We start from the raw sequence: 22040 nt of genomic DNA, 5'->3' as shown, positions 1-22040 counted from the left end.
CACCTGATTTAATTCTAGAAATTGATATGAGTAATAGTTCTCTCAATAAGTTACCCATTATGCTGTTTTAGGCGTTACTGAGATTTGGCGATACAATGGAAATAATTTAACGGGTTTTGTTCTCAATAATGATAGTCAATATTATGAAGAATCTAAATATAGTTTAACATTTTCTTGGTTAGAATTGTCGCAACTTATACCCTTTCTTCAACAAAGTTTAAGGGATGGTGAAACAAAAACCCTGCGAGATTTTCGTCAATGGGTTCGCCATTTTACTTAATTATAGTGTTAAACTTTTTTTCTACTCTTTCTATATCTAAATCCGAAAAATAATCGATCGCCCAATTAGAGAGTCTTTGCATAAAGTGATAAGGATAAGTATTTGCAATTCCTACCACTTGCATTTTAGCCCGTTTTGCTGCTTCAATTCCTGCTGGTGTATCTTCAATGACTAAACAACTTTCGGGGGTTAATTCTAAGGTATTATCTAATTCATTAAACCTTTCAACCGCTAATAAATAACCGTCCGGTTCTGGTTTACTTCTAGGAATTTCATCACCGCCAACAATCACCTCAAAATAGTTTAAGATATCCGCTTTTTCTAAAATAAATTTAACCTCAGATGCGATGGTACCGGTGACTAATCCAATTCTTAAATTATGCTGTTGTAAATGGGTTAAAAAATCTTTTAATTCGGGATAAAATAGGAAGTTCATCTAAAGCCTCTATTTTTTGACGATAAGCGGTAGTTTTGGCTTCAATTAAATTATCTAAATACTCATCAGATACCATTCTTCCGCGACGGGATAAAACATCTAATAAACAAGCGCGATCGCTTCTCCCTAAACACAAGTCTTGATATTCCGAAGCATCAGGACGTAAGTTTTCTCCTAATAAAATATCATTGATCAATTCGTGATGAATATCTTCATCATTAATAATCACCCCATTAAAATCAAAAATAACTGCTTTTAACATCTCATTGTTATCACTCATATTAACTATCTCTGACTGCTTCTAGTATAGTATCAATCATAGAATGACTTCTCCAGGTTTAAAAACGCCTGGATTCTAAGCGGTTAAGCTTCAATGGGCTGAAGCCACATTTCCGCTTGCTTACGATATGATCGAGATAGTCCATCAAGCTCATAGCGTTTAGGAACAGTCAAACATTCCTTAACCACCCTGGCTAGGTTTATTCCTAGCTGTGTGGCTACCTTTTTTAACAGATTTGCTGCTGCCTGAATATCAGCGTTTACTAACCAGCCTTTAGCTGTTTTATATAATCCACGCTTAAATCGTTTCCCTGAAAACTTATACCCTTTGGGTTTTTCACCATAATTCGGGACTAAATCATCATCAAGGAAACTGGCTTTTGAGCTATACGCTTCATCAATTTCAGTAAAGATAATTCCTACTGATTCAGCTAATTGTTGAATACGATTTTTAAGTCTTGCCGTTGGAATTTGTACAAAGTTTTGATTATTAGTTTTCCCTATATTAATTGACTCTTTTTGTCTATCATTCCAACCAAAAACAATGTTACCAATTTGATGTTTTAAGCAGTAATTAATGACAAACCTTGCTGCTTTATTAATAGCGTCTCTCATTTGACAGTTACGCCTGTGAGTGACCTGCTCTAATTTATCATCCCAGTAATCTTGGGATTTTCCCTGTTTATACTTAGCGACAAAGCGATTATATCTCTGATTAATTGACTTAATTCTTCTACCATTGACAATAAAAGATTTACCTTTGGTTGTTACAGAACTAAGCCAATTGTCAACCCCCATGATCAATGGCAAGAGCATGAGATAATCAAGGTTAGAAGCTTTGACCAACTGAGTTTTATAGACATATTCTGCCCATAATTTACCATTTTGAGGAACAATTCTTATCTCTGCTATATCTAAGAATTGAAAATTAGCTCCACTAGGAATAATAACTGATGGGTTTTCTAATTCTTTTCTTTGAGAATTGGCGATAGGCAAATGACAATTCTGATCTGTGGTTCATAACGAATGTTTTGAGAAGTAAAAGCAACTTGATAAAGCCCTTTTTTGCGATAATTAGGGATTTTAGGTTTGTCTTTTAATTCTCCATTAAACCACATTGGTAAAAGCTTGTTATATCCTTTTATGGCTTCTACTACTGACTTAATAGTCTGTTGTCCTTGTTGACCTCCTATTGCCTGATAATGGACGTTATCTTTAAAATCTTTACATAATTGAGCATAACTAACTTTAATCCGTCTTAAACGAGGACTTCTTCTGTAATTATCATTGTTATCAAACCAAGTTTTGTAATTACAGTTTTCAAAGTAATCTTGACGAATTGAAAATAAAACAGAGTTATATAGTTTATTTGATTGCTCACAACACCATAAAAGGTAAGCGTGAGCCTCATCATCTATATTACCTGTTAATAAGATTTTCTGAGTTTGGTAATTCATGTTATGATTATAGCGTTTTGCAATGGCATTGCCAATATGGTCAAGAAAAACTTTACAATTAGATTAAGTGATAAAAGATTAGCTAAACTAAGACTTTATGCACAACAAAAAGATAAGACTATGACACAAGTTTTGGAAGAGTGCATCGATAAACTTAGATTGGATACGGGAGGTTAAAACCTCCGTTCGCTCCACTGCCACCCTTTAAAAGAAGGTGGCTATTTCTCGCTCACAATTCTTTTGGGTATTATGAAATTCCACTTTTTCACCATCTTCACAGGGAACTAAGGTTTGAATGAGGAAGTCTTCAATTTCGTTGTGTTCATTGGCTACAATTACCCTTGCTGTGTGACCCTTTTGTAACACTTCTTGGCGATCGCAGTTTTCATAGGCATAAATAATCAATAAATCTCCTGGTTGACACAATAAAGCCGCCCCACCATTGGGACAAATCTCCCCTTTTCCTGCTTCTCCTGGGATCACGTAGGTAGAAAATCGATTACCGTTATTTAAGTTCACAATATCTACTTCTTCGAGGGCAAGATGCCGACTTTATCCAGTAAGATTGGATCGATCGTGATACTACCGACATAATCGATATTCGCTTCACTCACCTGTACTCGGTGCAACTTAGCGTGCATTAATCGAATCGTTCCCATATCGTTGATTAAACTAATTCTATTTCTATCGTGACATATTTTGATGTCTGATGACAGACTGTTACACACAAAAACTCGTTAATTAATAATGATTTATTATTAGTTAATGATTAATGATCCATGATTCAAGAAAACCCTAGTCAAAATTGAGGGATTCCGTTAAGATGCAACTGTTGTCAGTGAAACTGAGATGAATGAAGGAAGAAAATAAAACAGGTTGGTTAATGTTGATTCCGGCCTTAGCGGTACTGGCTTTTGTGTTTGCTTATCCCATTGGACGGGCTTTTTGGTTAAGTTTATTCACTGAAAATTTAGGAACTCAATTACAACCGGTTTTTTCAGGGTTGACTAACTATATTCGTATGGCAGGAGATGGCCGTTTTTGGCAATCCATGTGGAATACTTGGGTATTTACAGGGGTCAGTGTTTTTCTCGAATTAGTGTTAGGAATGGTGGTGGCTTTAGTCTTAAATCAAGCCTTTTTTGGTCGAGGGACAGTGAGAACTATTTCTATGATTCCTTGGGCATTACCCACTGCCATTATGGGGTTAGCTTGGGCTTGGATTTTTAATGATCAATATGGGGTAGTTAATGATATTTTACAACGGTTAGGCATCATCAATGTAGAAATTAATTGGTTAGGTGATCCCACTTTAGCAATGATAGCGTTAATTGTGGCAGATGTTTGGAAAACCACCCCCTTTATTAGCATTATTTTATTAGCCGGTTTACAATCCATTCCCAAAGATTTATATGAGGCCCACTCCCTCGATGGGGCTAGCCCCTGGCAGAGTTTTTATCAAATAACTTTACCCTTAATTATGCCGCAAGTTTTAATTGCTTTATTGTTTAGATTTGCCCAAGCGTTCGGTATTTTTGACCTGGTTCAAGTAATGACAGGAGGGGGTCCAGCCGGGGCAACGGAAACCGTTTCTATTTATATTTATTCAACGGTGATGAGATACTTAGACTTTGGTTATGGGGCGGCCTTGGTGGTGATTACCTTTCTATTATTAATTGCTGCGGTTGCTTTAACGGCCTTATTATTAAATCAAGTTAGAAAAAGTGGACAAGGAAGCTTATTTTAATGGCTCATAACTGGGTAATTATCTTAATGTCTAGGAGGTTTAATGATGAATCAAAAAAAAATAATTCTTTATCTCGGTGTTTTCTTTGTGGTTATCTTTTTTATCGCTCCCATTATCTGGCAGATTCTCACCTCCATTAAAACCAATGAAGCGATTTCGGCGATTCCTAATGTTTATATTCCTAAAACTATCACCTTTGAACATTATATTGAACTATTTCGCCGTCGACCCTTTGGACTTTATATTTTTAATAGTGCCTTAGTTTCTATTGTTTCGACAGCAATTTGCTTAGTGATTGGTTCCCCGGCTGCTTACGTATTAGCCAGATTAAAAATTCCTGGAAAAAACATTATTTTAGGGTTAGTTTTAATTGTTTCTTTATTTCCCTATGTTTTATTATTTTTAGGCCTATTAGAAGTGATCAAATTATTTGGATTGGGTAATAACTATTTAGCCTTAATTATTCCCTATACAGGAATTAATTTACCCTTGACTATTTTAGTGATGCGTAGTTTCTTTGAACAACTGCCCAAAGACTTAGAAGATGCGGCCCGGGTGGACGGTTATAAAATGATTCCCATGCTACTACAAATCCTATTACCCATGACCCTTCCGGCCTTAGTGACAACGGGAATTTTAACCTTTATTTTTGCTTGGAATGAATACATTTTTGCCCTCACTTTTATTACCCGTGAAACCATGAAAACCATACCCGTGGCCACCGCTCAAATTGGAGGAGCCACCATCTTTGAAATTCCCTATGGACCCATTGCAGCGGCCACGGTTTTAGGAACTTTTCCCCTGGTGTTATTAGTCTTATTCTTCCAGAGAAGAATTGTGGAAGGATTAACTGCAGGAGCCGTTAAAGGGTAAAATCAGCCGAGTTCGGAGTTAGGGGTTCGGAGTTCGGAGTTCTGTTGTTTTTAACTTAACATTGACTCGGTTTTCTCAAATTACCTGACTTTGATCTTAGGTTAAAATAAATAACTAAATAAACAGAATAAAGCCTAAAATATCTATTAGATTTTAGTATGTGAGGAGGTTGAAAAATGTTGGACTTATTAGCTTTCACTTTAGCAAACCTGTTAGGAAAAACACCCCCATCTATCGAAGTCGTTCCCATCGTCGCTTGGCAAGAGGCAAAAGTGTTTGATGTTCCCACCCAATCTGATCCCGTGGTAGAAAGGATTATCGGTGATTATTTGAAAAATTTAGCTTCTTTAGGGGTTTCTACTGATAAACAAGGAATTTGGCTGCAATCAGACTGGGCTTATTTAGGGGATCATCAGGCAAAAACCCTTTATCGGCCGCCTCTTTAACTAAAATTGCCACCTCATTAGCTGCCTTAGAAATCTGGGGAACCGAACATCGTTTTGAGACCCAATTTTTAACCCTTGGAACCCTAGAAAATGGAGTCTTGAAAGGGGATTTAATCATCAAAGGAAGCGGAGATCCCTTATTTGTCTGGGAAGAAGCGATCGCCGTAGGCAACAAACTCAATGAACTGGGGATAAAAGAAGTCACCGGCAACCTGATTATTGTAGATAATTTTGCCATGAACTTTAAAAGCGATCGCCAAACCTCTGGACAACTCTTACAACTGGCCTTTAATTCTCGTCGTTGGACTCCTATCATTCAACAGCAATATCAAAAGTTACCCCCCAACACCCCCAAACCGCAAATTACCATTCAAGGAACGGTCAAAGTTGAAAATCAGGTGCCTGAAACGGCGAAAACCTTGCTCACCCATCAATCCTTAACCATGGCTGAACTCCTCAAACAAATGAATATTTATAGTAATAATGTCATGTCCGAGATGATTGCTGACTCGGTGGGTGGGGCTGCGGTTGTCTCAGAAATGGCCGCTAAAGCAGCTAAAGTGGATTCTCAAGAAGTCCAATTGATCAATGGATCGGGGTTAGGGGTCGAAAATCGGATTTCTCCTCGGGCCTCAGTCGGAATGTTAAAAGCCATCGAAGAAAAATTACAAGATAATCCCTTAAGTGTGGCCGACTTATTTCCCATGGGGGGAAGAGATACCACCGGAACAGTTCAATGGCGAAATCTGCCCGATGGTGTTGCCGTTAAAACGGGAACCTTAGCCCAAGTCAGTGCTTTAGCCGGGGTTATCCCCACCAAAGAACGGGGGCCAGTATGGTTTGCCATTATTAATCATGGGCCAAATGTTGATCGTTTCCGCGTCGAACAGGACCGCTTGTTACAAAAGTTAGCCAATCATTGGAACTTAACCCCAGTTGTATCTCCAGTGAAAGCCACCCAACCGGTCAAATTAGGCGATCCCAAGCGGAATTTAACTCAAGAAAGCTAACTGGATAGTTGCGAGACCTTGTAAGGTGACATACTTCTGCTGTTAGGCGAGAAGCTTCCTGGGCTGAACGTGCCATTACTGGTCTTATTTATTCATATCTCCCAAGGCGTAAATTTCGGGATGCCCTCCCGTATGGTGCTAGAATAGCACATTACATCCTAAAGCGATGCAGCGCGGTCTTGGTGGTTCCCAGCAAGGAGCGACTGCATCAAGACGGACGGGGTGTTAGACCCTTGATTTTTTGATAAAACAAATGATCGGTTGAAGCCAATGGCTATTAAACGCAATCAAAATCCTCAGCAACGCAACACCAGCCATGATACCAATGACAAGGAACTGCTCATCACCCAACCAACCACTCAAGAAAAAGATAATTTAGAAGAGAGTATCCGTCCCCATTCCTTTGATGAATATATAGGACAACAAGACCTTAAAGCGGTTTTATCCATTGTCATCGAAGCGGCCAAAACTCGCAATGAACCGATGGATCATCTTCTACTTTACGGACCCCCTGGCCTGGGAAAAACCACCATTTCCTTGATTTTAGCCTCAGCAATGGGGGTCAATTGTAAAATTACGGCCGCCCCGGCTTTAGAACGACCCAGAGATATTACAGGACTGTTGGTTAACTTAAAACCAGGGGATATCCTCTTTATTGATGAAATTCATCGATTGAACCGTTTAACCGAAGAATTGCTCTATCCTGCCATGGAAGATTATCGCCTGGAGATTACCATCGGGAAAGGGCAAGCCGCCAGAACCCGTCGTATTCCCCTACCTAGATTTACTTTAGTAGGCGCAACCACCAAAGTGGGAGCTTTAACCTCTCCTTTACGCGATCGCTTTGGCCTCATTCAACGGTTAAAGTTCTATGAACCCGAAGAATTAGCCTTAATTATTAAACGAACGGCTAAATTATTAAAAACTTCGATTACTGAACCAGGGGCCTTAGAAATTGGTCGCAGGTCCAGGGGAACCCCTCGTATTGCCAACCGTTTACTAAGAAGAGTGAGAGATTATATACAAGTCAAAAAATTTGACACCATTACCCAAGAATTAGCAGCCCAAGCCTTAGATATTTATCAAGTTGATCCTCAAGGGTTAGACTGGACCGATCGCCTTATTTTAGACACCATGATCACCCAGTTTAACGGGGGACCGGTGGGACTCGAAGCCGTAGCAGCCGCCACAGGGGAAGACGCAAAAACCATTGAAGAAGTGTATGAACCCTATTTATTACAAATTGGTTATCTTAACCGGACTCCCAGAGGAAGAGTGGTAACCCCTACTGCTTATCAACATTTAGGGAAAACGGGAGAAGAACAGTTATCTATTTTCAGTGATCAGTGAACAGTTATCAGTGATCAGTAATTTCTTGTAATTGAGATCACAGCCATAAGAACAAGGCCGAAATATCATAGGTTGAAAACTTTTTAATTTAGATTGATGTGACAAATCTTCGATGAAACTGACATATAATATCATCATTTCTGCTCCTCATATTGTTATTCCTCAAACCTATTGGAATCCTTTATTAGGAGAGGTGTTACGGGATGCTGATTTAATTACAGACGCACAATTACAGACAGCATTAAGAGATAAACAAGACTATAAACATCAAAAAATTGGTGAAATTTTAGCATTGAGGGGTTGGTTAAAACAAGAAACCGTTAATTTTTTTGCAGAAGAATGGGCAAACTGTTTACAACAAGGGGCAAAATATCCCATCGGTGAATATTTAAAACAAGCTGCATTATTAGATCAAGAAGATATTGAAAATATCTTAGATTTACAACAAGACCTTAAGATGAAGTTTGGAGAAATTGCCGTTAGTCAAGGATTATTGAGACAAAAAACTGTAGATTTCTTTCTTAATCATCTTTTTTGTCATCCTTCTCAAGATACTTTATTTATGGTTTAGGGTTAATAAAAAACCTCCTTAAATGTAGGAGGTTTTTCTAATGAAATAGGATTGTAGATTAACTATTTTTCGGTTCAACTAAGTTATCTAGACCATCGATCACTTTGGCTGAGATAATTTTATCTTTTTTGGTAAGGTCTTCTAACACATCTTTACCCTCAACTAGATAGCCAAAAACAGAATAACGACCATCCATTAAATTAAAGCCAGGAGGGGTCAATTCGCTGTCGAATTTAAAGAAGAAAAATTGTGATGATCCCCCATTGGGATCTAAACTGGGACGGGCTAAGGCCACAGCCCCATAAGCGTTAAAGGGAAGCACTAATTCAGGTAAATAAATGCCCATTTCTTCGAGAGTAGCCCCATAAATGGGTTTTTCATCCTCTTTAACTCGTACTTCTAAGGGAATAGCCCGATATTCTCCTGTTTCTGGATCAATAAACCCTTCTTCTTTCCCTGGAGGATTACCGGTTTGTATAGCAAAACTATCTTCTAGATCGATAAAGGATAACCCATCATAAAAACCCCGTTGAACGAGATCGACGAAGTTTCCTCCGTTGATGGGTGCATTGTAACCGTCAACCACAATGGTGAGATCCCCTTTAGTGGTTTCTATTTCGACGGTGGCCCGTCCTTTTAACTGGGGTAAGTCGGCGTATTCTTCAGGGATGTCAAAGGGAAAGCCTTCCACCATCAAGCTTTCAATTTCACCAATATTATCGAGAACATAGCGTCTTTTAAGCCAAACCTGTTCTTTATCTTTATTTTCCACCGCTTCTTGCAGTTCTCTGACCCCTGTTTTAATATTCTCTAAAAGGGTTTCGGCTTGGGGTTGGCGATCACTGTTTACCCCTTTGAGAATGTCATCGCTGCGTAACGTGAGAACAAACGAGGCCCGTTTCACATCTTTGACGATGGGGGGCCAGCGTTTTCCTCTGAGATGATTAGAAATATCTTCGATCGCGTCTTGAACTTTGCGAATGGGTTCGTTATCAATGGGTAAGGCGTACCTTAAAATAGCTTCGGGGTCGGTAATGGCATTTCCTTGGGCTAAAACGCTAATTAATACCGAATCTGTAGCGAATGGATTGGGCGTTGCCCCACATAAATTGATAGATAGGGTCATTACTATCATAGCGACGATGGTTTTTTTGCACCAATGTTTCAGTCGCGATCGGACATCAGACCAAAAACTTTGTTTTAATTTCATTAACTTTAAGGATGAGGATGAATGATCATTTTCACTGTTTTTATTTACCATAATTTGAGGTCTTATTGATACCCCCTATTGTATGAAGTCTTCATCGGTTTACTATAAAATAATAGTGATTGCATTTTTAGGAAGTTAAATCATGGCAAGGGGTCTCTTTTGGTTATCTTTATTAGTGGTTTTTTTTATTTTAGCTTGGAGTGGTTGGAATGAATATCAAAAGTTAGAAGCTTATCGTCAATGGGCCGAAAATTTTGATCAAGCTAAGTATGATATTTATGCCATCATTGGTGTTAAAGGGAAAGAAATTACTTGGGGAAAGCCCGGTCGTTCTATTCCTGATACTTTACCTAAATTTTTGTTAACCGATGTTGACAAAATAGACTTATTAGTCAATGATAAATCTGTTGATTTAGGGAACTTACCTAATAAAGGTAAACCGGTTATACAGTTTAATTTTAGCCATCAAGATCAAGGTTCAATTAAAATTCCTTTTACGGAAATTGATTTAGCAGCTAAATGGGTCAAATATTTAGAGAATCTGAGAAAGGTTTAACATTTAATTTCATTAAGGTGGTGTGTTTTCTATGAGTGTAAAATTGATGATTACCCTGTTAAGTTTAACCTGGTTTTTTCTAGGTTGTATTAACTCGAAACAAGGAATAAATAACGCTGAAAATAATTGTCCATCTCCTCCAGCATCACCCCCTAAGTTTAAAGTTAAAAATGAGGGAGACTTTTTTGAGAAGTTAAGAACCTTAAATATTGAACTTTCTGAGAATATAATAACGTTTCAAACGCCAGATTATGATTTTATTTTTTGTGATGATAATGGAAGTTTTATAACACAAAGAGGAAATTATCAACATGAGGACAAACCGACAAAAAATTACGAAGACGCGATTCAAGAATTAGTTGATCCCCCTTATAAAACCATTAATTGGCAAGATAAAGCTTATCAATATCGAGTGATTCTCGATCCTAATCCCTTTCCTGATTTTGAGGTAGAACCTGAAAAAGTTGTTTTAGAATTAATCACGCCAGAAGCAGAACAGCCACAAAAACAGACTTTATATACATTAGAACAGGTCAAAAAGCAAGAAGCCGGTATTCAATTGGGAGTCCCCAAAGTTACCGCTAGTGTGATTCATAATAATCAATTTTATTGGTCAGTTTCGTCAGAACAAGGAGAAGGAAACGGGGGAATTGCTACCATTGTTAACTACGATCCTCAAGGTAATAAAATTAATATGATTCAGCCTTCTCAGATAGCAAAGCAACAAATTAATGATTTAAAAATTAGTAATAATGATCCTGATACTATAGTGTGGTTAGCCACACAAACCAGTGGAGAAGGGAACCCTTATTTACCAGGAATGGGACTGGTTTCTTATAATCTGAATAGTCAATCCTTGAAGTCTTATCATGCCAGAAATAGTGAATTAGTTGGTATTATTCCCCATAAATTAATGATAGAAAAGGATAATATATGGGTAGCAACTGGTAATGGAATCTGTCAAATAAAATGGCAAACAATAGAACAAGAAGATAGTTGGAAATGTTGGCAATTTAAGTTAGAAGCTGAACTTCCCTCAGAAGGATTAAACCTTTATCCTAGCTTATTAAATTCTAGCTCAGAAACCACTATCAATGCTGAGGAAAACAACAAAAATATTGAGGTTTTATGGTGGTCTCCTCAAGATTATGGAGGAGAAAAAGGCCGTTATGAAGTTGTTTATAATTCTGCTTTTTCAGTGACTTTAGAGGATAAAGGGGCAATGGCTTGGAAAGAAATCTATAATAAAGACTATAAAGTCCATTCGTGGGAAGCCATGGTTTATTGGCCGGGGAAAGATTGGTTATGGAATGGCAATAAGTTTATTCGTCCGTTTGATGGGGTATTATTAAATTATTTTGGGGGAGGACCGGGGGGTATTAGTAGCTGGAAAAACCCGGAAAAACAACGACCTGAAATTTATGCCATCAGAGGAGATTTAGAGTTAATCAACCTCACAAAAAATTCTACGGATGTTAAGTATTATTCAGGGTGGGTTGATGATAATTTATTAGAGCCTTATCTTACGATTGTTCCTAGGCAACAGCCGAAAAATATGGAACCCAATCCCCTTAAAAAGTTTACCCAAAATGAATAAATAGAAAGAATTAAATCGAGCAAATAGTTAATTTTTGTAACAGTTAAAAAATCTAATCGAAATTGATCCAGTAAACTATAGGTAAGACAGAAAACGATGGTTGAATCCCCTTTTTCTGTTAACTCATCTTTTGTCAATGGGAAGTGAGTTCAACAAAACCTAAACATAACTGAGAACCCAAAGATTAACACACCTTCCATTGAGAGAAGTTGAAACTCAACATTGATAGAAAATCGGAGTTTCAAACATGGTTAATCTTGGCACTCAAACAACAGCTTTTTTTCATCCCTCTCAATCTAATTCCTTTCTTTCTCCTCAAGCCAATTATCTAGGCAATACTACCTTAGAAAAAGATAGCGAAGAAGCCATCATTCGTCCCACCTATGACTTAGAAAAATTAGGAATTCATAATATCGGTCGAGTTTATCGCAATTTACCGGTTGCCCAATTAGTTGAACACGCTTTAATTAGGGGAGAAGGAACCCTAGTAGATAATGGTGCGTTATTAGTAGAAACTGGTCAATATACGGGTCGTTCTCCTAAAGATCGCTTTATTGTTAAAGAGTCCAGTAGTGAGGAAGAAATTGACTGGAATCAACATAATGTTCCCATTTCCGAAGCCAAATTTAACCAATTATATGAAAAGGTTCTTGCCTATTTACAAGGAAGAGACATCTATCTTTTTGATGGTTATGTCGGGGCCGATACCAATTATCGGTGTGGGGTTCGCATTATTAATGAATTAGCCTCACAAAACCTCTTTGTGCATCAATTATTTATTCGACCTTCATCGGAAGAATTAAACAACCATCAAGCAGATTTTACCGTCATTGCTGTGCCAGGATTACACGGAGATCCCGAAAAGGATAATATTCGTAGTGAAGCCTTTATCGTAGTTCATTTACAAAAAAGATTAGTGATTATTGGCGGTTCTCGGTACTCAGGAGAGATAAAGAAATCCGTCTTTTTAATGATGAATTACTTCATGACCAAACGAGATGTCCTGCCCATGCACGGTGCTGCTAATATTGATAAACGAGGTCATACTAACCTCTTTTTCGGCCTCTCAGGAACGGGAAAAACCACCCTTTCTGCTGACCCGGACTGTCGTTTAATTGGGGATGATGAACACGGTTGGTCAGAGTCTGGAATTTTCAATTTTGAAGGGGGATGTTACGCCAAAACGATACGATTATCCCAAGAAAACGAACCACAAATCTGGGCTGCCATTAAGTTTGGAACCCTCTTAGAAAATGTCATTATTGACCCCGAAACTCAAATTCCCGACTACGATGATGGTCGGTTAACGGAAAATACCCGCGCTGCTTATCCCTTGCGCTACATTCCCAACTGTTGCCCTTCTGCGAGGGGAAACCATCCGAAAACCATCTTTTTCTTAACGGCCGATGCGTTTGGGGTGTTACCTCCCATCGCCAAATTGACCAAAGAACAGGCCATGTATCATTTCCTAGCCGGATACACCAGTAAACTGGCCGGAACGGAACGGGATATTACCGCCCCTCAAGCTACGTTTTCCGCTTGTTTTGGTCAATGTTTCTTCCCTTTATCTCCGACGGTGTATGCCCAGATGCTAGGAAAACGACTGGACCAACATCATGAAACCAATGTCTTTCTGATTAACACTGGTTGGTCTGGGGGTCCCTATGGGGTGGGTCATCGCATTGCCATTAAACATACGAGGGCAATGGTAACAGCCGCGTTAAACGGACAATTAGATCACGTTAACTATCATCCCCATCCTATATTTAAGGTGTTGGTTCCTGAAAAAGTAACCGGGGTTCCCCATCGTATTCTTGACCCTCAAAATACGTGGCAGGATGCCGAAGCTTATCAACAACAAGCGTTAGAATTAGCTCATCGTTTCGAGAGCAATTTTAAACAATTTGAGGATGTTCCGTCGGCCATTATGGCGGCTGGTCCAGGGGTGGGTTAGATTCTGAGACAGGGTGTAGGGAGACAAGATATGATACCAAATCCGTATCTCAAAACTCACTATAGATTTGTCTCTCCCTGCTCCCCTGCCCCTACCCCCCCTGCCCCTAACCCCCCCTGCCCCTAACCCCCCCTGCCCCCCTTATAAAGGGGGGTGTGGGGGGTGTGGGGGGTGTGGGGGGTGTGGGGGGTGTGGGGGGTGTGGGGGGTGTGGGGTGTAAGAAATCAGTCTCAGTAGATCGAAAACTTACTTGTTTGGGCTGCAAGGGAGACGAGCGACCCCGGTCGGGTTCCCCGACAAGCGTGAACGCGCGAGGAGTGGGGAGAAGGGGAGATTATTTTAAAGTATTTTAGAGTAAATAAAAGTTCAAAAGGTTATAAATCTGTAAGAATCTCAATCAGATTCCCTAATTTTTTATTTTTATTCTATTTTCTTTCTCCTCCGCTCCGGTCTCCCTGCTCCCCCGCAATCCTAACTAGGATCTTTGCGATCTACTTAGTCTATGGACTTTGTAACAATAAAGGTAATTTATTCTCTCCCCCGCCAATAATAATCACCTTAGAATTTTCCGACTCCGCTAATTTTTGGGTGGCTTCTATGGCTTTTAATTTAATTAATTGTTCTGTCAACCCTTGAGATAATAATCGTTGGGAGTCGGCTACCCCTTGGGCTTCAATTTTTTGACGAGTGGCTTCTTGTTGGGCTTTTTCTAATTCAAATGCGATCGCTTGTCGTTCTTTTTCATTAATAAATTGTTGTTTTTGACTGGCTTGTTGGGCTTCTAATTTTTCTTCGATCGCCTTTTGAATCGCTTGGGGTAAAATGACATTTCTCAATAAGCTTTCATCCACAATAAACCCCAAGGGTTCTAAACTTTTATTGAGTTCGTTTCTTAATTTGTCCGCCACAATGGCCCTTTTTTCTCCATAAATATCTCGGGCATCATAACTGGCGGTAATTTGACGAATAATTGAGCGAAAGCGAGGGATTAAAATCTCTTCTTCTTCTGTGCCAATGGTTTGATAAACCGTAGACGCTTGTTGAGGATTAATTTTATATTGTAAACTCACATCTAATTTTAAATTTAACCCTTCTTTTGAAGTGGCATCAACGGTTTCTTTGATATCTTGTAAACGAGTGGAAAATTTGGTGACTTTTGCCAAAGGACTAATTAAATGGATACCCGAGTTTAACGGTTGTTCCTGAACCTTGCCAAAGGTTTCTACCACTCCCACCTCTCCGGCAGGAAGAACCACTAAAAAGCGAAATATAATCTGATAAATAGCCGAAAACGCTGCCAAAGATCCAATTAAAAAGGCAATGGCTTTGACTTTATTTTGATGGGTTTCTCCCCCTAAACCGGTATTCCGAAAAGTAATTAAAAAAGCAACTAAGGCCGTAATTAAAGAAACAATAACAGACATTTTAAGCTCCAGCAATTAACAACATATAGTGCTACGCACGCCTGGAATGGGGAAGGGGCAAGGGTTCTCCTCCTCACCAAAGGGGGATTTAGAGGGGGTGTTAGGAGTGGTCGGGGTTTAATAATATTAAACCCCTACGGAATGCAGAAGGCTCAAAAGAAGTTTTAATGGAGAAAATGACGCATTTTGGTTAATACCATTACTAACCCTAATTCGTTGGCTGCAGCGATTGAGTCTTTATCCCGTAACGAGCCTCCCGGTTGCACGATCGCGGTTATTCCTGCCGCCGCCGCCGTCCGTACGGAGTCGTCAAAGGGGAAGAAACCATCACTCGCCAGGTATCCCCCCTTAGCGGCCTCTCCCGCTTCTTCTAGGGCGATTTTCACTGCACCCACGCGATTCATTTGCCCGGCACCGATACCCAGGGTGGTGCGATTTTTGGTGATCACGATGGCATTGGATTTAACGTGCTTGGCGACTTTCCAAGCAAATAATAACTCGGCCAGTTGTTCGGGGGTGGGTTGTTTTTCCGTGACGATTTCCCAGTTATCCGGCACATCCACCGCGTCATCGGAGTCTTGCACCAATAATCCCCCTGCGATCGCTTTAACGGTTTGTTTGGGCCCTTGGGTTAAATCGGGCAATAACAGGACTCTCACCTTCGCTTTTTTAGCGATAATCTCCTTAGCCTCTTCGGTGCAATCGGGAGTGACCACGCATTCTAAGAAGGTTTTAGTTAATTTTTCGGCCGTTGCCCCGTCTAATGGTTGATTTAAGGCCACAATGCCTCCAAAGGCCGAAATGGAGTCAGCGTTAAAGGCTTGTTCGTAGGCATCGGCTAAACTGTCGGCCACGGCTACGCCACAGGGGTTGGTATGTTTAAGAACCGCTGCAGCTGGTTCTTTGGGGTCAAATTCAGCAATAATCCGTCTAGCGGCTTCTAAATCCACTAAATTATTGTAACTGAGTTCTTTTCCTTGCAATTGCTTCGCTGCTGTCCAGCCGGTGCCTTGGGTTCCCCGTTGGTACCACGTGGCGTTTTGGTGGGGGTTTTCTCCATATCGGAGGGTTTGAAAGGCGGTGCCGGAAACGGTGTAACGACTGGGTAAGGGGGTGGTTTCTTCGGTAGACAGATTAGCCAAATAATCTGTAATGGCCCCATCATAGGCATGGGTGAGGGCGAAGGTTTCCCCGGCCATGGTTTGCCGAAAGGCTAAAGAGGTTTCTCCGTTGTGATCTCGTAATTCTTGTAAGTAGCGATCGTAATATTTGGGGTTGGATAAAACGGTCACATGGGCGAAGTTTTTGGCCGAGGCGCGGAGTAGCGTGGGGCCACCAATATCAATGTTTTCAATGGCTTGAGCTAGGGTAACATCCGGTTTAGCGATGGTTGCTTCAAAGGGATAAAGATTGACCACCACTAAGTCAATGGGACGAATATCATTACTGTTCATATCCTCCACATCTTGGGGGAGATCGCGACGGGATAAAATACCGCCATGAATGCGAGGGTGGAGGGTTTTCACCCTTCCCCCTAAAATTTCAGGAGACCCCGTATAATCACTTACTTTAGTAACGGTGAGTCCGGCTGCTTGTAGGGTTTTGGCCGTTCCTCCACTACTGATTAATTCAAAACCAAATTCATTGACTAATTGACGGGCTAATTCAACAATTCCTGTTTTATCCGATACACTCAGTAGGGCTAACCGTGCCATTGGGTAATTATCTCTCAAGTAAACATCCAATTATTTTTATTATCCTACGAGTCCGCCTATCCTAAGCTAAAACAAATGTTAAAAGAGTTCTTGGGGAGACTGTTGGTTAAATGATTGCATCGGGTCTAATATTAGCGATGATCATCGGAAAAATCACCCACATAAGAAAAAAATTTGAGCCAAGGTATCGAAAAAGATCAGGGTTTGGGGTATGATTGGGGTCATTAATAATGTTTTAATCTATTGAAGTAAAACACAGAGGGTAAGACGCAGTGATTAGAGTAGCAATCAACGGGTTCGGACGTATCGGACGCAACTTTTTACGGTGTTGGTTAGGCCGGGAAAATACAGAGTTAGAAGTAGTCGGCATTAATGATACTTCTGATCCCAGAACTAATGCTCACCTGCTCAGATACGATTCCATGCTCGGTATATTGGATGCTGACATTGAGGCAGATGAAAACTCCCTAACCGTTAATGGCAAAACCATTAAGTGTGTTTCCGATCGCAATCCTTTAAACCTACCTTGGTCAGAATGGAATGTCGATTTGATTATTGAATCCACTGGGGTTTTTGTCACGGAAGAGGGTGCATCTAAACACCTCGTTGCCGGTGCGAAAAAGGTCTTAATTACTGCTCCTGGAAAAGGCGGTAACGTAGGAACCTATGTGGTTGGAGTGAACCACCAAGACTATGATCATGATAAGCATAATGTCATTAGTAATGCCAGTTGTACCACCAACTGTTTAGCACCGGTGGTTAAAGTTCTCAATGATAACTTTGGTATCATTAAAGGCACCATGACCACGACCCACAGTTACACCGGAGATCAACGGATTTTGGATGCTTCCCACCGTGATCTTCGTCGGGCGCGGGCTGCTGCGGTTAATATCGTTCCTACCTCCACTGGAGCAGCTAAAGCGGTGGCTTTAGTGATTCCTGAAATGAAAGGTAAATTAAATGGTATTGCGATGCGAGTCCCCACTCCTAATGTGTCTGTGGTTGACTTAGTGGCACAAGTGGAAAAAAGCACCATTGCAGAACAAGTTAATGAAGTGATGAAGAGTGCTTCTGAAGGCTCTATGAAAGGGATTATCGGCTATAACGATTTACCTTTAGTGTCTTGTGACTATCGAGGCACGGATGTGTCTTCTATCGTTGATGCCAGCTTAACCATGGTTATGGGTGGCGATATGGTTAAAATTGTTGCTTGGTACGACAATGAATGGGGTTATTCTCAACGGGTTGTTGACTTAGCTGAAGTGGTTGCTAATAACTGGAAATAATGTAACCGAACCCTTTAACTTAAAGAAGTTTAGCCCCCGACTGAGTTCGGGGGTTTTTTGGTTTTATAGTGCTACGCACTGGGGAATGGGCAACCCCCCCTGCCCCCCTTAGTAAGGGGGGGAAAGGCAACAGGCAAGGGTTCTCCCCCTTGTGTGAGGGGGAGTTAGAGGGGGTGGCAAAGGTAAGTGTGTGTGAGAAGTGTGGGAAGACAATTAATATTTTTCTCCCTATGCTCCCTACTCCCTGCTCCGGCGCTCCCTGCTCCCTTGCAGTCTCAACTAGGGTTTTGAGCTTAACCCAGTAGCGGAGGCGATAGGCATACGCCAACCTCTCCCAAAGGCTTGAGTCGTCACTTTCAATGATAAAGGTGCTTGTTGTCGTTTAAACTCGGCACGACGGAGTAAGTTGAAAATTTTCCTAACAACAGTTGGCTCAAATCCTGCTTGACAAAGTTGCTCAAAGGATTCATGAGCATTAATATGTCTCTCTAAAATTTCGTCAAGTATTTCATAGGGGGGTAAGGAATCTTGATCAATTTGATCGGGTTTTAATTCAGCACTGGGGGGTTTAGTTAAAATATTATTGGGAATGATTTCTTCGTGACGATTTAACCAATGACACAGGGAAAAAACACGGGTTTTCGGTACATCGGCAATGACGGCTAACCCTCCATTCATATCACCATATAAGGTGCAGTAACCGACAGCCATTTCTGATTTATTGCCCGTTGATAATAATAAGTAACCGAACTTGTTGGCTAAAGCCATTAATAAGTTACCGCGAATCCGCGCTTGTAAATTTTCTTCGGCGGTGCCAAATTCTGTCCCTGAAAAGAAAGGATCGAGGATTTGATCGTAGGTATTCATAATGTTACCAATGGGTAAAATATGGGAATTGATGCCTAAATTTTTGACTAAGTTTTCAGCATCTTTGATAGAATGCTCGGAACTATAAGGAGAGGGCATTAATACCCCGAGAACATTTTTTGCTCCTATTGCTTCTGATGCGATCGCAGCGACTAAGGCTGAGTCAATTCCACCACTTAACCCTAAAATAACTTTAGTAAATCTGCATTTTTTGGCATAATCTCTTAGTCCTAAGACTAAGGCAGAAAAGAGTTCTTCTTCTTCCACTAGAGGTAAATAATTAATCGGTTTTAAAGGTATTTTTCCCTGTTTTAAATCGAATTCAAGGATTTTAAAATCCTCTCTAAAGCTGTTAGCTTCTAAAACAATATTTCCTTTTTCATTGACGACAAAACTATTACCATCAAAAATCAAGTCGTCATTGCCTCCAATTTGATTAACATAAATAATCGGAACTTGATAATTATAACTACTTGATTGTAACATCTGGGTTCGTAGTTTTGGCTTATGGAGATGATAGGGAGAAGCGGATAAATTAACCACTAAATTGATATTACTATTAACTAATTCTTCGAGGGGATTTTGTTGATAAGAGCGTTTTTTCCAAAACTTTTCATCATTCCATAAATCCTCACAAATGGTAACTCCAATTTTGATAATTTCTTCAGAATGATGATTAAGAGAGAGTTGAAAACAATTTAATTCTTTGCCAGGTTCAAAATATCGATCTTCATCAAAAACGTCATAAGTGGGTAATAACCATTTATGAAAAACTTGTTTTATTTCTCCGTTTTCTAACAAAGCAACACTATTAAAAAGGGGTTTTTCTCCTTTGATCTTTGCTGTTTCATTAGGGGTCACCGTACCCACTAAAACAGCTATTTGAGGGGGGAATTGTTGGGCTAATTCTTGTAATTTGATGGTTAAAGATTCAACAAAATTAGGATAAAGTAAGAGATCACGGGGAGGATAACCACATAAAGAAAGTTCTGGGGTTAATAATAATCGGACATTTTCTTTAACCGCTTTTTGAGCAACGTCTAGGATTTTTTGGGCATTATTAGTAATATCGCCAATGGTGGGATTAAGTTGAGCGATCGCTATTTTCATTATGGTTTCTTTTGAGTCAATTAATAGGCAGAAATTAAGAGATTAAGCTGTCTATTTCAAGTCACTTAATCTCTAGTTAATTATTTATTTTTTTGTTGAAATTGGTTAATTAATTTGGGGGATAATTGATAATTTTCACAAGATAAGTCTGCTGCTCTAAAGTTTAGCTTTTTAAGAACTTTATAATGTTGTAAAGAGGTGTCTAAATCTACTAAACCTACTCTAGGGGTTAACTGTTCAAATTGAGTGGATAGTAAGCTAGAAAAGACACAACCGGTAATATTAAAAGGCTGACGATGGAGATAGTTATGACGTTGCTTATCGGTCATAATTTTTTGAAGATTATTAGGTAAATAAATCAACCGTTCGATAGCTTGAGAAGGGCGTAAAATGCCTCCTTCTGTAAATAAGATATCTTGATCAGTTTCTAATCGTTTGATCGCTTTTTCAACGGAAAAACAATGGGGCGCAGAATCATCAACAATTAAGGTTTGAGGATTCAATTTATTAACGTCTAAAATATCAGCTACATTAGTAGCGCCCACAATTAAACTAGATTGATAGATTTCTTGGGGAACTTCTGTTTTGGAGAGGATCAGATGAACATCTCCTTTAAAGTTAAATTGATTGATTATTTCTTGTTTAATTGCTTCTAACTGATCCAATTTATCGTAGACATCACACAGTATAATTTCTTGAGGATGGGGTAAGGTTTTTAACATTAAACGAAGGGTACTAATTCCCACTGAACCTAACCCTAAAAATCCTATTTTTTCCTGTGTAATATTCCGATTAGCGTCTCGTAAAATGTTCTCAATGGATAACACGACAGTGGCACTTGTGGTTCCGTGTCCGGTGGTAATTGGGGGTAAATCTTGACGGTGAGAAATGGCTTGAGTAATAGCTGTTCCATAATCGGTTGCTGATGGTAATAGACCGGTTAAAGAGACGGTTTTTGCTCCTATTTGTTTTGCGAGATCTAGGGCTTCAATAATTGTATTAACTGTCTGATTTTGATCCTCATAAAGCTGATAAACAAATTGGGGTAAAGAGATTAAGGCAATGCGTCCTAATGGGGTTTGAAAGATGGTGCTAATAATAGGAAGATTATCAGAAAATTCTTCGATTAAAGTTTGCGGAGTCCAGCCTAATTCTTCGAGTCGATTAAAGTCAGGGGTAGGAAAATAAGTCAGGGCAGCAGAGTCAATCGGGTCAATTTTACCCGTCATTAATAAGGTTAATAAGGAACGATGTTCGACCTTAATAAAAGGAGAAAGTTGTAATTTAGGCTTAGATTGAGTAACTTGATTCATGGGTTGAGACGGTTTAGATTTTTGTTGTAAAATGGGGCTAAATTTAGCAACAGTGGGCTGTAGGAATAGGGATTTAACGGAAAGATCACAATTCATGGCCATGGACATTTTTGACACTAATTGAATGGCCTGTAAAGAATGACCCCCCAGAGTAAAAAAGTTATCATGAATACCAATGCTTTCAAGCCCTAATACTGCTGCCCAAATGTCACACAGTTGGGCTTCTATTTCGTTTCTGGGGGCAACAAATTCGACTTTATTTTGAATCTGGGGATCGGGTAATTTCTGGCGATCAATTTTGCCGTTTTTGGTGAGGGGAAGGGCTTTTAATTGAACATAGTTAGAGGGGATCATGTAGTCGGGTAATTTTGTCTGTAAAAATTCTCGCCACTGATCTGATTCTGATGTGGTTTTTTTCGGGACAATATAAGCAATTAAACGTTCATCTTTGGCGATAACTACCGCTTGAGTAATTTGGGGATTTTCTAATAAGGTTGCTTCAATTTCTCCTAATTCAATGCGAAATCCATGAATTTTCACTTGATTATCTAATCTGCCC

At 39.7% G+C, this 22040-nt stretch carries 13 protein-coding genes and 4 pseudogenes; 9 read left to right on the top strand and 8 right to left on the bottom strand.

Annotated elements, in window-relative coordinates:
* Positions 1 to 272 precede the first annotated feature (272 nt).
* From C4E06_RS20720 to panD, 3 pseudogenes are all read right to left on the bottom strand, one after another.
* A pseudogene (locus tag C4E06_RS20720) lies at positions 273 to 978 on the bottom strand (HAD family hydrolase).
* A 101-nt stretch (positions 979 to 1079) separates the two neighbouring features.
* A pseudogene (locus C4E06_RS20715) lies at positions 1080 to 2452 on the bottom strand (RNA-guided endonuclease InsQ/TnpB family protein).
* Between the two features lie 204 nt (positions 2453 to 2656).
* Positions 2657 to 3111, bottom strand: a pseudogene (gene panD, locus C4E06_RS20710) (aspartate 1-decarboxylase).
* A 194-nt stretch (positions 3112 to 3305) separates the two neighbouring features.
* Here panD and C4E06_RS20705 point away from each other — a divergent pair.
* The 5 genes and pseudogenes from C4E06_RS20705 to C4E06_RS20685 all read left to right on the top strand — a co-directional run bounded on the left by C4E06_RS20705 (position 3306) and on the right by C4E06_RS20685 (position 8449).
* Positions 3306 to 4199, top strand: a complete 894-nt coding sequence (locus C4E06_RS20705; protein WP_107670336.1) for a carbohydrate ABC transporter permease — start codon at positions 3306 to 3308, stop codon at positions 4197 to 4199.
* 45 nt (positions 4200 to 4244) lie between these two features.
* Entirely contained in the window at positions 4245 to 5072 is an 828-nt protein-coding gene (locus tag C4E06_RS20700) for a carbohydrate ABC transporter permease (protein ID WP_107670335.1), read from the top strand.
* A gap of 176 nt (positions 5073 to 5248) precedes the next feature.
* Positions 5249 to 6528 (top strand): annotated as a pseudogene (locus C4E06_RS20695) (D-alanyl-D-alanine carboxypeptidase).
* Positions 6529 to 6798: 270 nt separating this feature from the next.
* The gene (gene ruvB / locus C4E06_RS20690; protein WP_107670334.1) at positions 6799 to 7878 is read left to right on the top strand and encodes a Holliday junction branch migration DNA helicase RuvB; all 1080 of its coding nucleotides are present in this window, start codon (positions 6799 to 6801) and stop codon (positions 7876 to 7878) included.
* A gap of 112 nt (positions 7879 to 7990) precedes the next feature.
* The gene (locus tag C4E06_RS20685; RefSeq protein ID WP_107670333.1) at positions 7991 to 8449 is read left to right on the top strand and encodes a hypothetical protein; all 459 of its coding nucleotides are present in this window, start codon (positions 7991 to 7993) and stop codon (positions 8447 to 8449) included.
* A gap of 58 nt (positions 8450 to 8507) precedes the next feature.
* On the opposite strand, the gene C4E06_RS20680 is transcribed toward C4E06_RS20685, so the two are convergent.
* A complete protein-coding gene (locus C4E06_RS20680) occupies positions 8508 to 9710 on the bottom strand; it encodes a peptidylprolyl isomerase (protein WP_107670332.1) in 1203 nt (400 codons plus the stop codon).
* Positions 9711 to 9801: 91 nt separating this feature from the next.
* Here C4E06_RS20680 and C4E06_RS20675 point away from each other — a divergent pair, with 91 nt between their 5' ends.
* From C4E06_RS20675 to pckA, 3 genes are all read left to right on the top strand, one after another.
* Complete coding sequence (locus C4E06_RS20675; protein WP_107670331.1) at positions 9802 to 10215, top strand: hypothetical protein; 414 nt, start codon at positions 9802 to 9804, stop codon at positions 10213 to 10215.
* Between the two features lie 46 nt (positions 10216 to 10261).
* On the top strand, positions 10262 to 11812 hold the full coding sequence (locus C4E06_RS20670; RefSeq protein ID WP_198648892.1) for a hypothetical protein: 1551 nt from the start codon (positions 10262 to 10264) through the stop codon (positions 11810 to 11812).
* A 247-nt stretch (positions 11813 to 12059) separates the two neighbouring features.
* Entirely contained in the window at positions 12060 to 13766 is a 1707-nt protein-coding gene (gene pckA, locus C4E06_RS20665; RefSeq protein WP_107670329.1) for a phosphoenolpyruvate carboxykinase (ATP), read from the top strand.
* A gap of 500 nt (positions 13767 to 14266) precedes the next feature.
* Here the strand turns inward: pckA and C4E06_RS20660 are convergent, their stop codons facing one another.
* Both C4E06_RS20660 and purH read right to left on the bottom strand, forming a co-directional pair.
* Positions 14267 to 15190: a prohibitin family protein gene (locus C4E06_RS20660; RefSeq protein ID WP_107670328.1), complete on the bottom strand. Its 924-nt coding sequence runs from the start codon at positions 15188 to 15190 to the stop codon at positions 14267 to 14269.
* Between the two features lie 164 nt (positions 15191 to 15354).
* The gene (gene purH / locus C4E06_RS20655) at positions 15355 to 16905 is read right to left on the bottom strand and encodes a bifunctional phosphoribosylaminoimidazolecarboxamide formyltransferase/IMP cyclohydrolase (RefSeq protein ID WP_107670327.1); all 1551 of its coding nucleotides are present in this window, start codon (positions 16903 to 16905) and stop codon (positions 15355 to 15357) included.
* 272 nt (positions 16906 to 17177) lie between these two features.
* On the opposite strand from purH, the gene C4E06_RS20650 reads away from it, so the two are divergent.
* Positions 17178 to 18191, top strand: a complete 1014-nt coding sequence (locus tag C4E06_RS20650) for a type I glyceraldehyde-3-phosphate dehydrogenase (RefSeq protein ID WP_107670326.1) — start codon at positions 17178 to 17180, stop codon at positions 18189 to 18191.
* 279 nt (positions 18192 to 18470) lie between these two features.
* On the opposite strand, the gene C4E06_RS20645 is transcribed toward C4E06_RS20650, so the two are convergent.
* Together C4E06_RS20645 and C4E06_RS20640 are read right to left on the bottom strand one after the other, a co-directional pair.
* Positions 18471 to 20168, bottom strand: coding sequence for an NAD+ synthase (locus C4E06_RS20645; protein ID WP_107670325.1), 1698 nt, complete (start codon positions 20166 to 20168; stop codon positions 18471 to 18473).
* 80 nt (positions 20169 to 20248) lie between these two features.
* On the bottom strand, positions 20249 to 22040 hold a 1792-nt coding region (locus C4E06_RS20640; protein WP_232826321.1), incomplete at its 5' end, for a phosphopantetheine-binding protein.

Source organism: Cyanothece sp. BG0011, from assembly GCF_003013815.1.
In the GTDB taxonomy this organism is placed as follows: Bacteria; Cyanobacteriota; Cyanobacteriia; order Cyanobacteriales; family Microcystaceae; genus Crocosphaera.
The sequence above is the reverse complement of the archived record's forward strand: the minus strand, read 5'-3'. Positions and strand labels throughout refer to the sequence as shown.

What these genes read in the sequence shown, in the direction of transcription:
- C4E06_RS20705 (WP_107670336.1), top strand. Translation starts at nt 3,306, where the DNA reads ATGAAGGAAGAAAATAAAACAGGTTGGTTAATGTTGATTCCGGCCTTA.
- C4E06_RS20700 (WP_107670335.1), top strand. Translation starts at nt 4,245, where the DNA reads ATGAATCAAAAAAAAATAATTCTTTATCTCGGTGTTTTCTTTGTGGTT.
- ruvB (WP_107670334.1), top strand. Translation starts at nt 6,799, where the DNA reads ATGGCTATTAAACGCAATCAAAATCCTCAGCAACGCAACACCAGCCAT.
- C4E06_RS20685 (WP_107670333.1), top strand. Translation starts at nt 7,991, where the DNA reads ATGAAACTGACATATAATATCATCATTTCTGCTCCTCATATTGTTATT.
- C4E06_RS20680 (WP_107670332.1), bottom strand. Translation starts at nt 9,710, where the DNA reads ATGGTAAATAAAAACAGTGAAAATGATCATTCATCCTCATCCTTAAAG.
- C4E06_RS20675 (WP_107670331.1), top strand. Translation starts at nt 9,802, where the DNA reads ATGGCAAGGGGTCTCTTTTGGTTATCTTTATTAGTGGTTTTTTTTATT.
- C4E06_RS20670 (WP_198648892.1), top strand. Translation starts at nt 10,262, where the DNA reads ATGATTACCCTGTTAAGTTTAACCTGGTTTTTTCTAGGTTGTATTAAC.
- pckA (WP_107670329.1), top strand. Translation starts at nt 12,060, where the DNA reads ATGGTTAATCTTGGCACTCAAACAACAGCTTTTTTTCATCCCTCTCAA.
- C4E06_RS20660 (WP_107670328.1), bottom strand. Translation starts at nt 15,190, where the DNA reads ATGTCTGTTATTGTTTCTTTAATTACGGCCTTAGTTGCTTTTTTAATT.
- purH (WP_107670327.1), bottom strand. Translation starts at nt 16,905, where the DNA reads ATGGCACGGTTAGCCCTACTGAGTGTATCGGATAAAACAGGAATTGTT.
- C4E06_RS20645 (WP_107670325.1), bottom strand. Translation starts at nt 20,168, where the DNA reads ATGAAAATAGCGATCGCTCAACTTAATCCCACCATTGGCGATATTACT.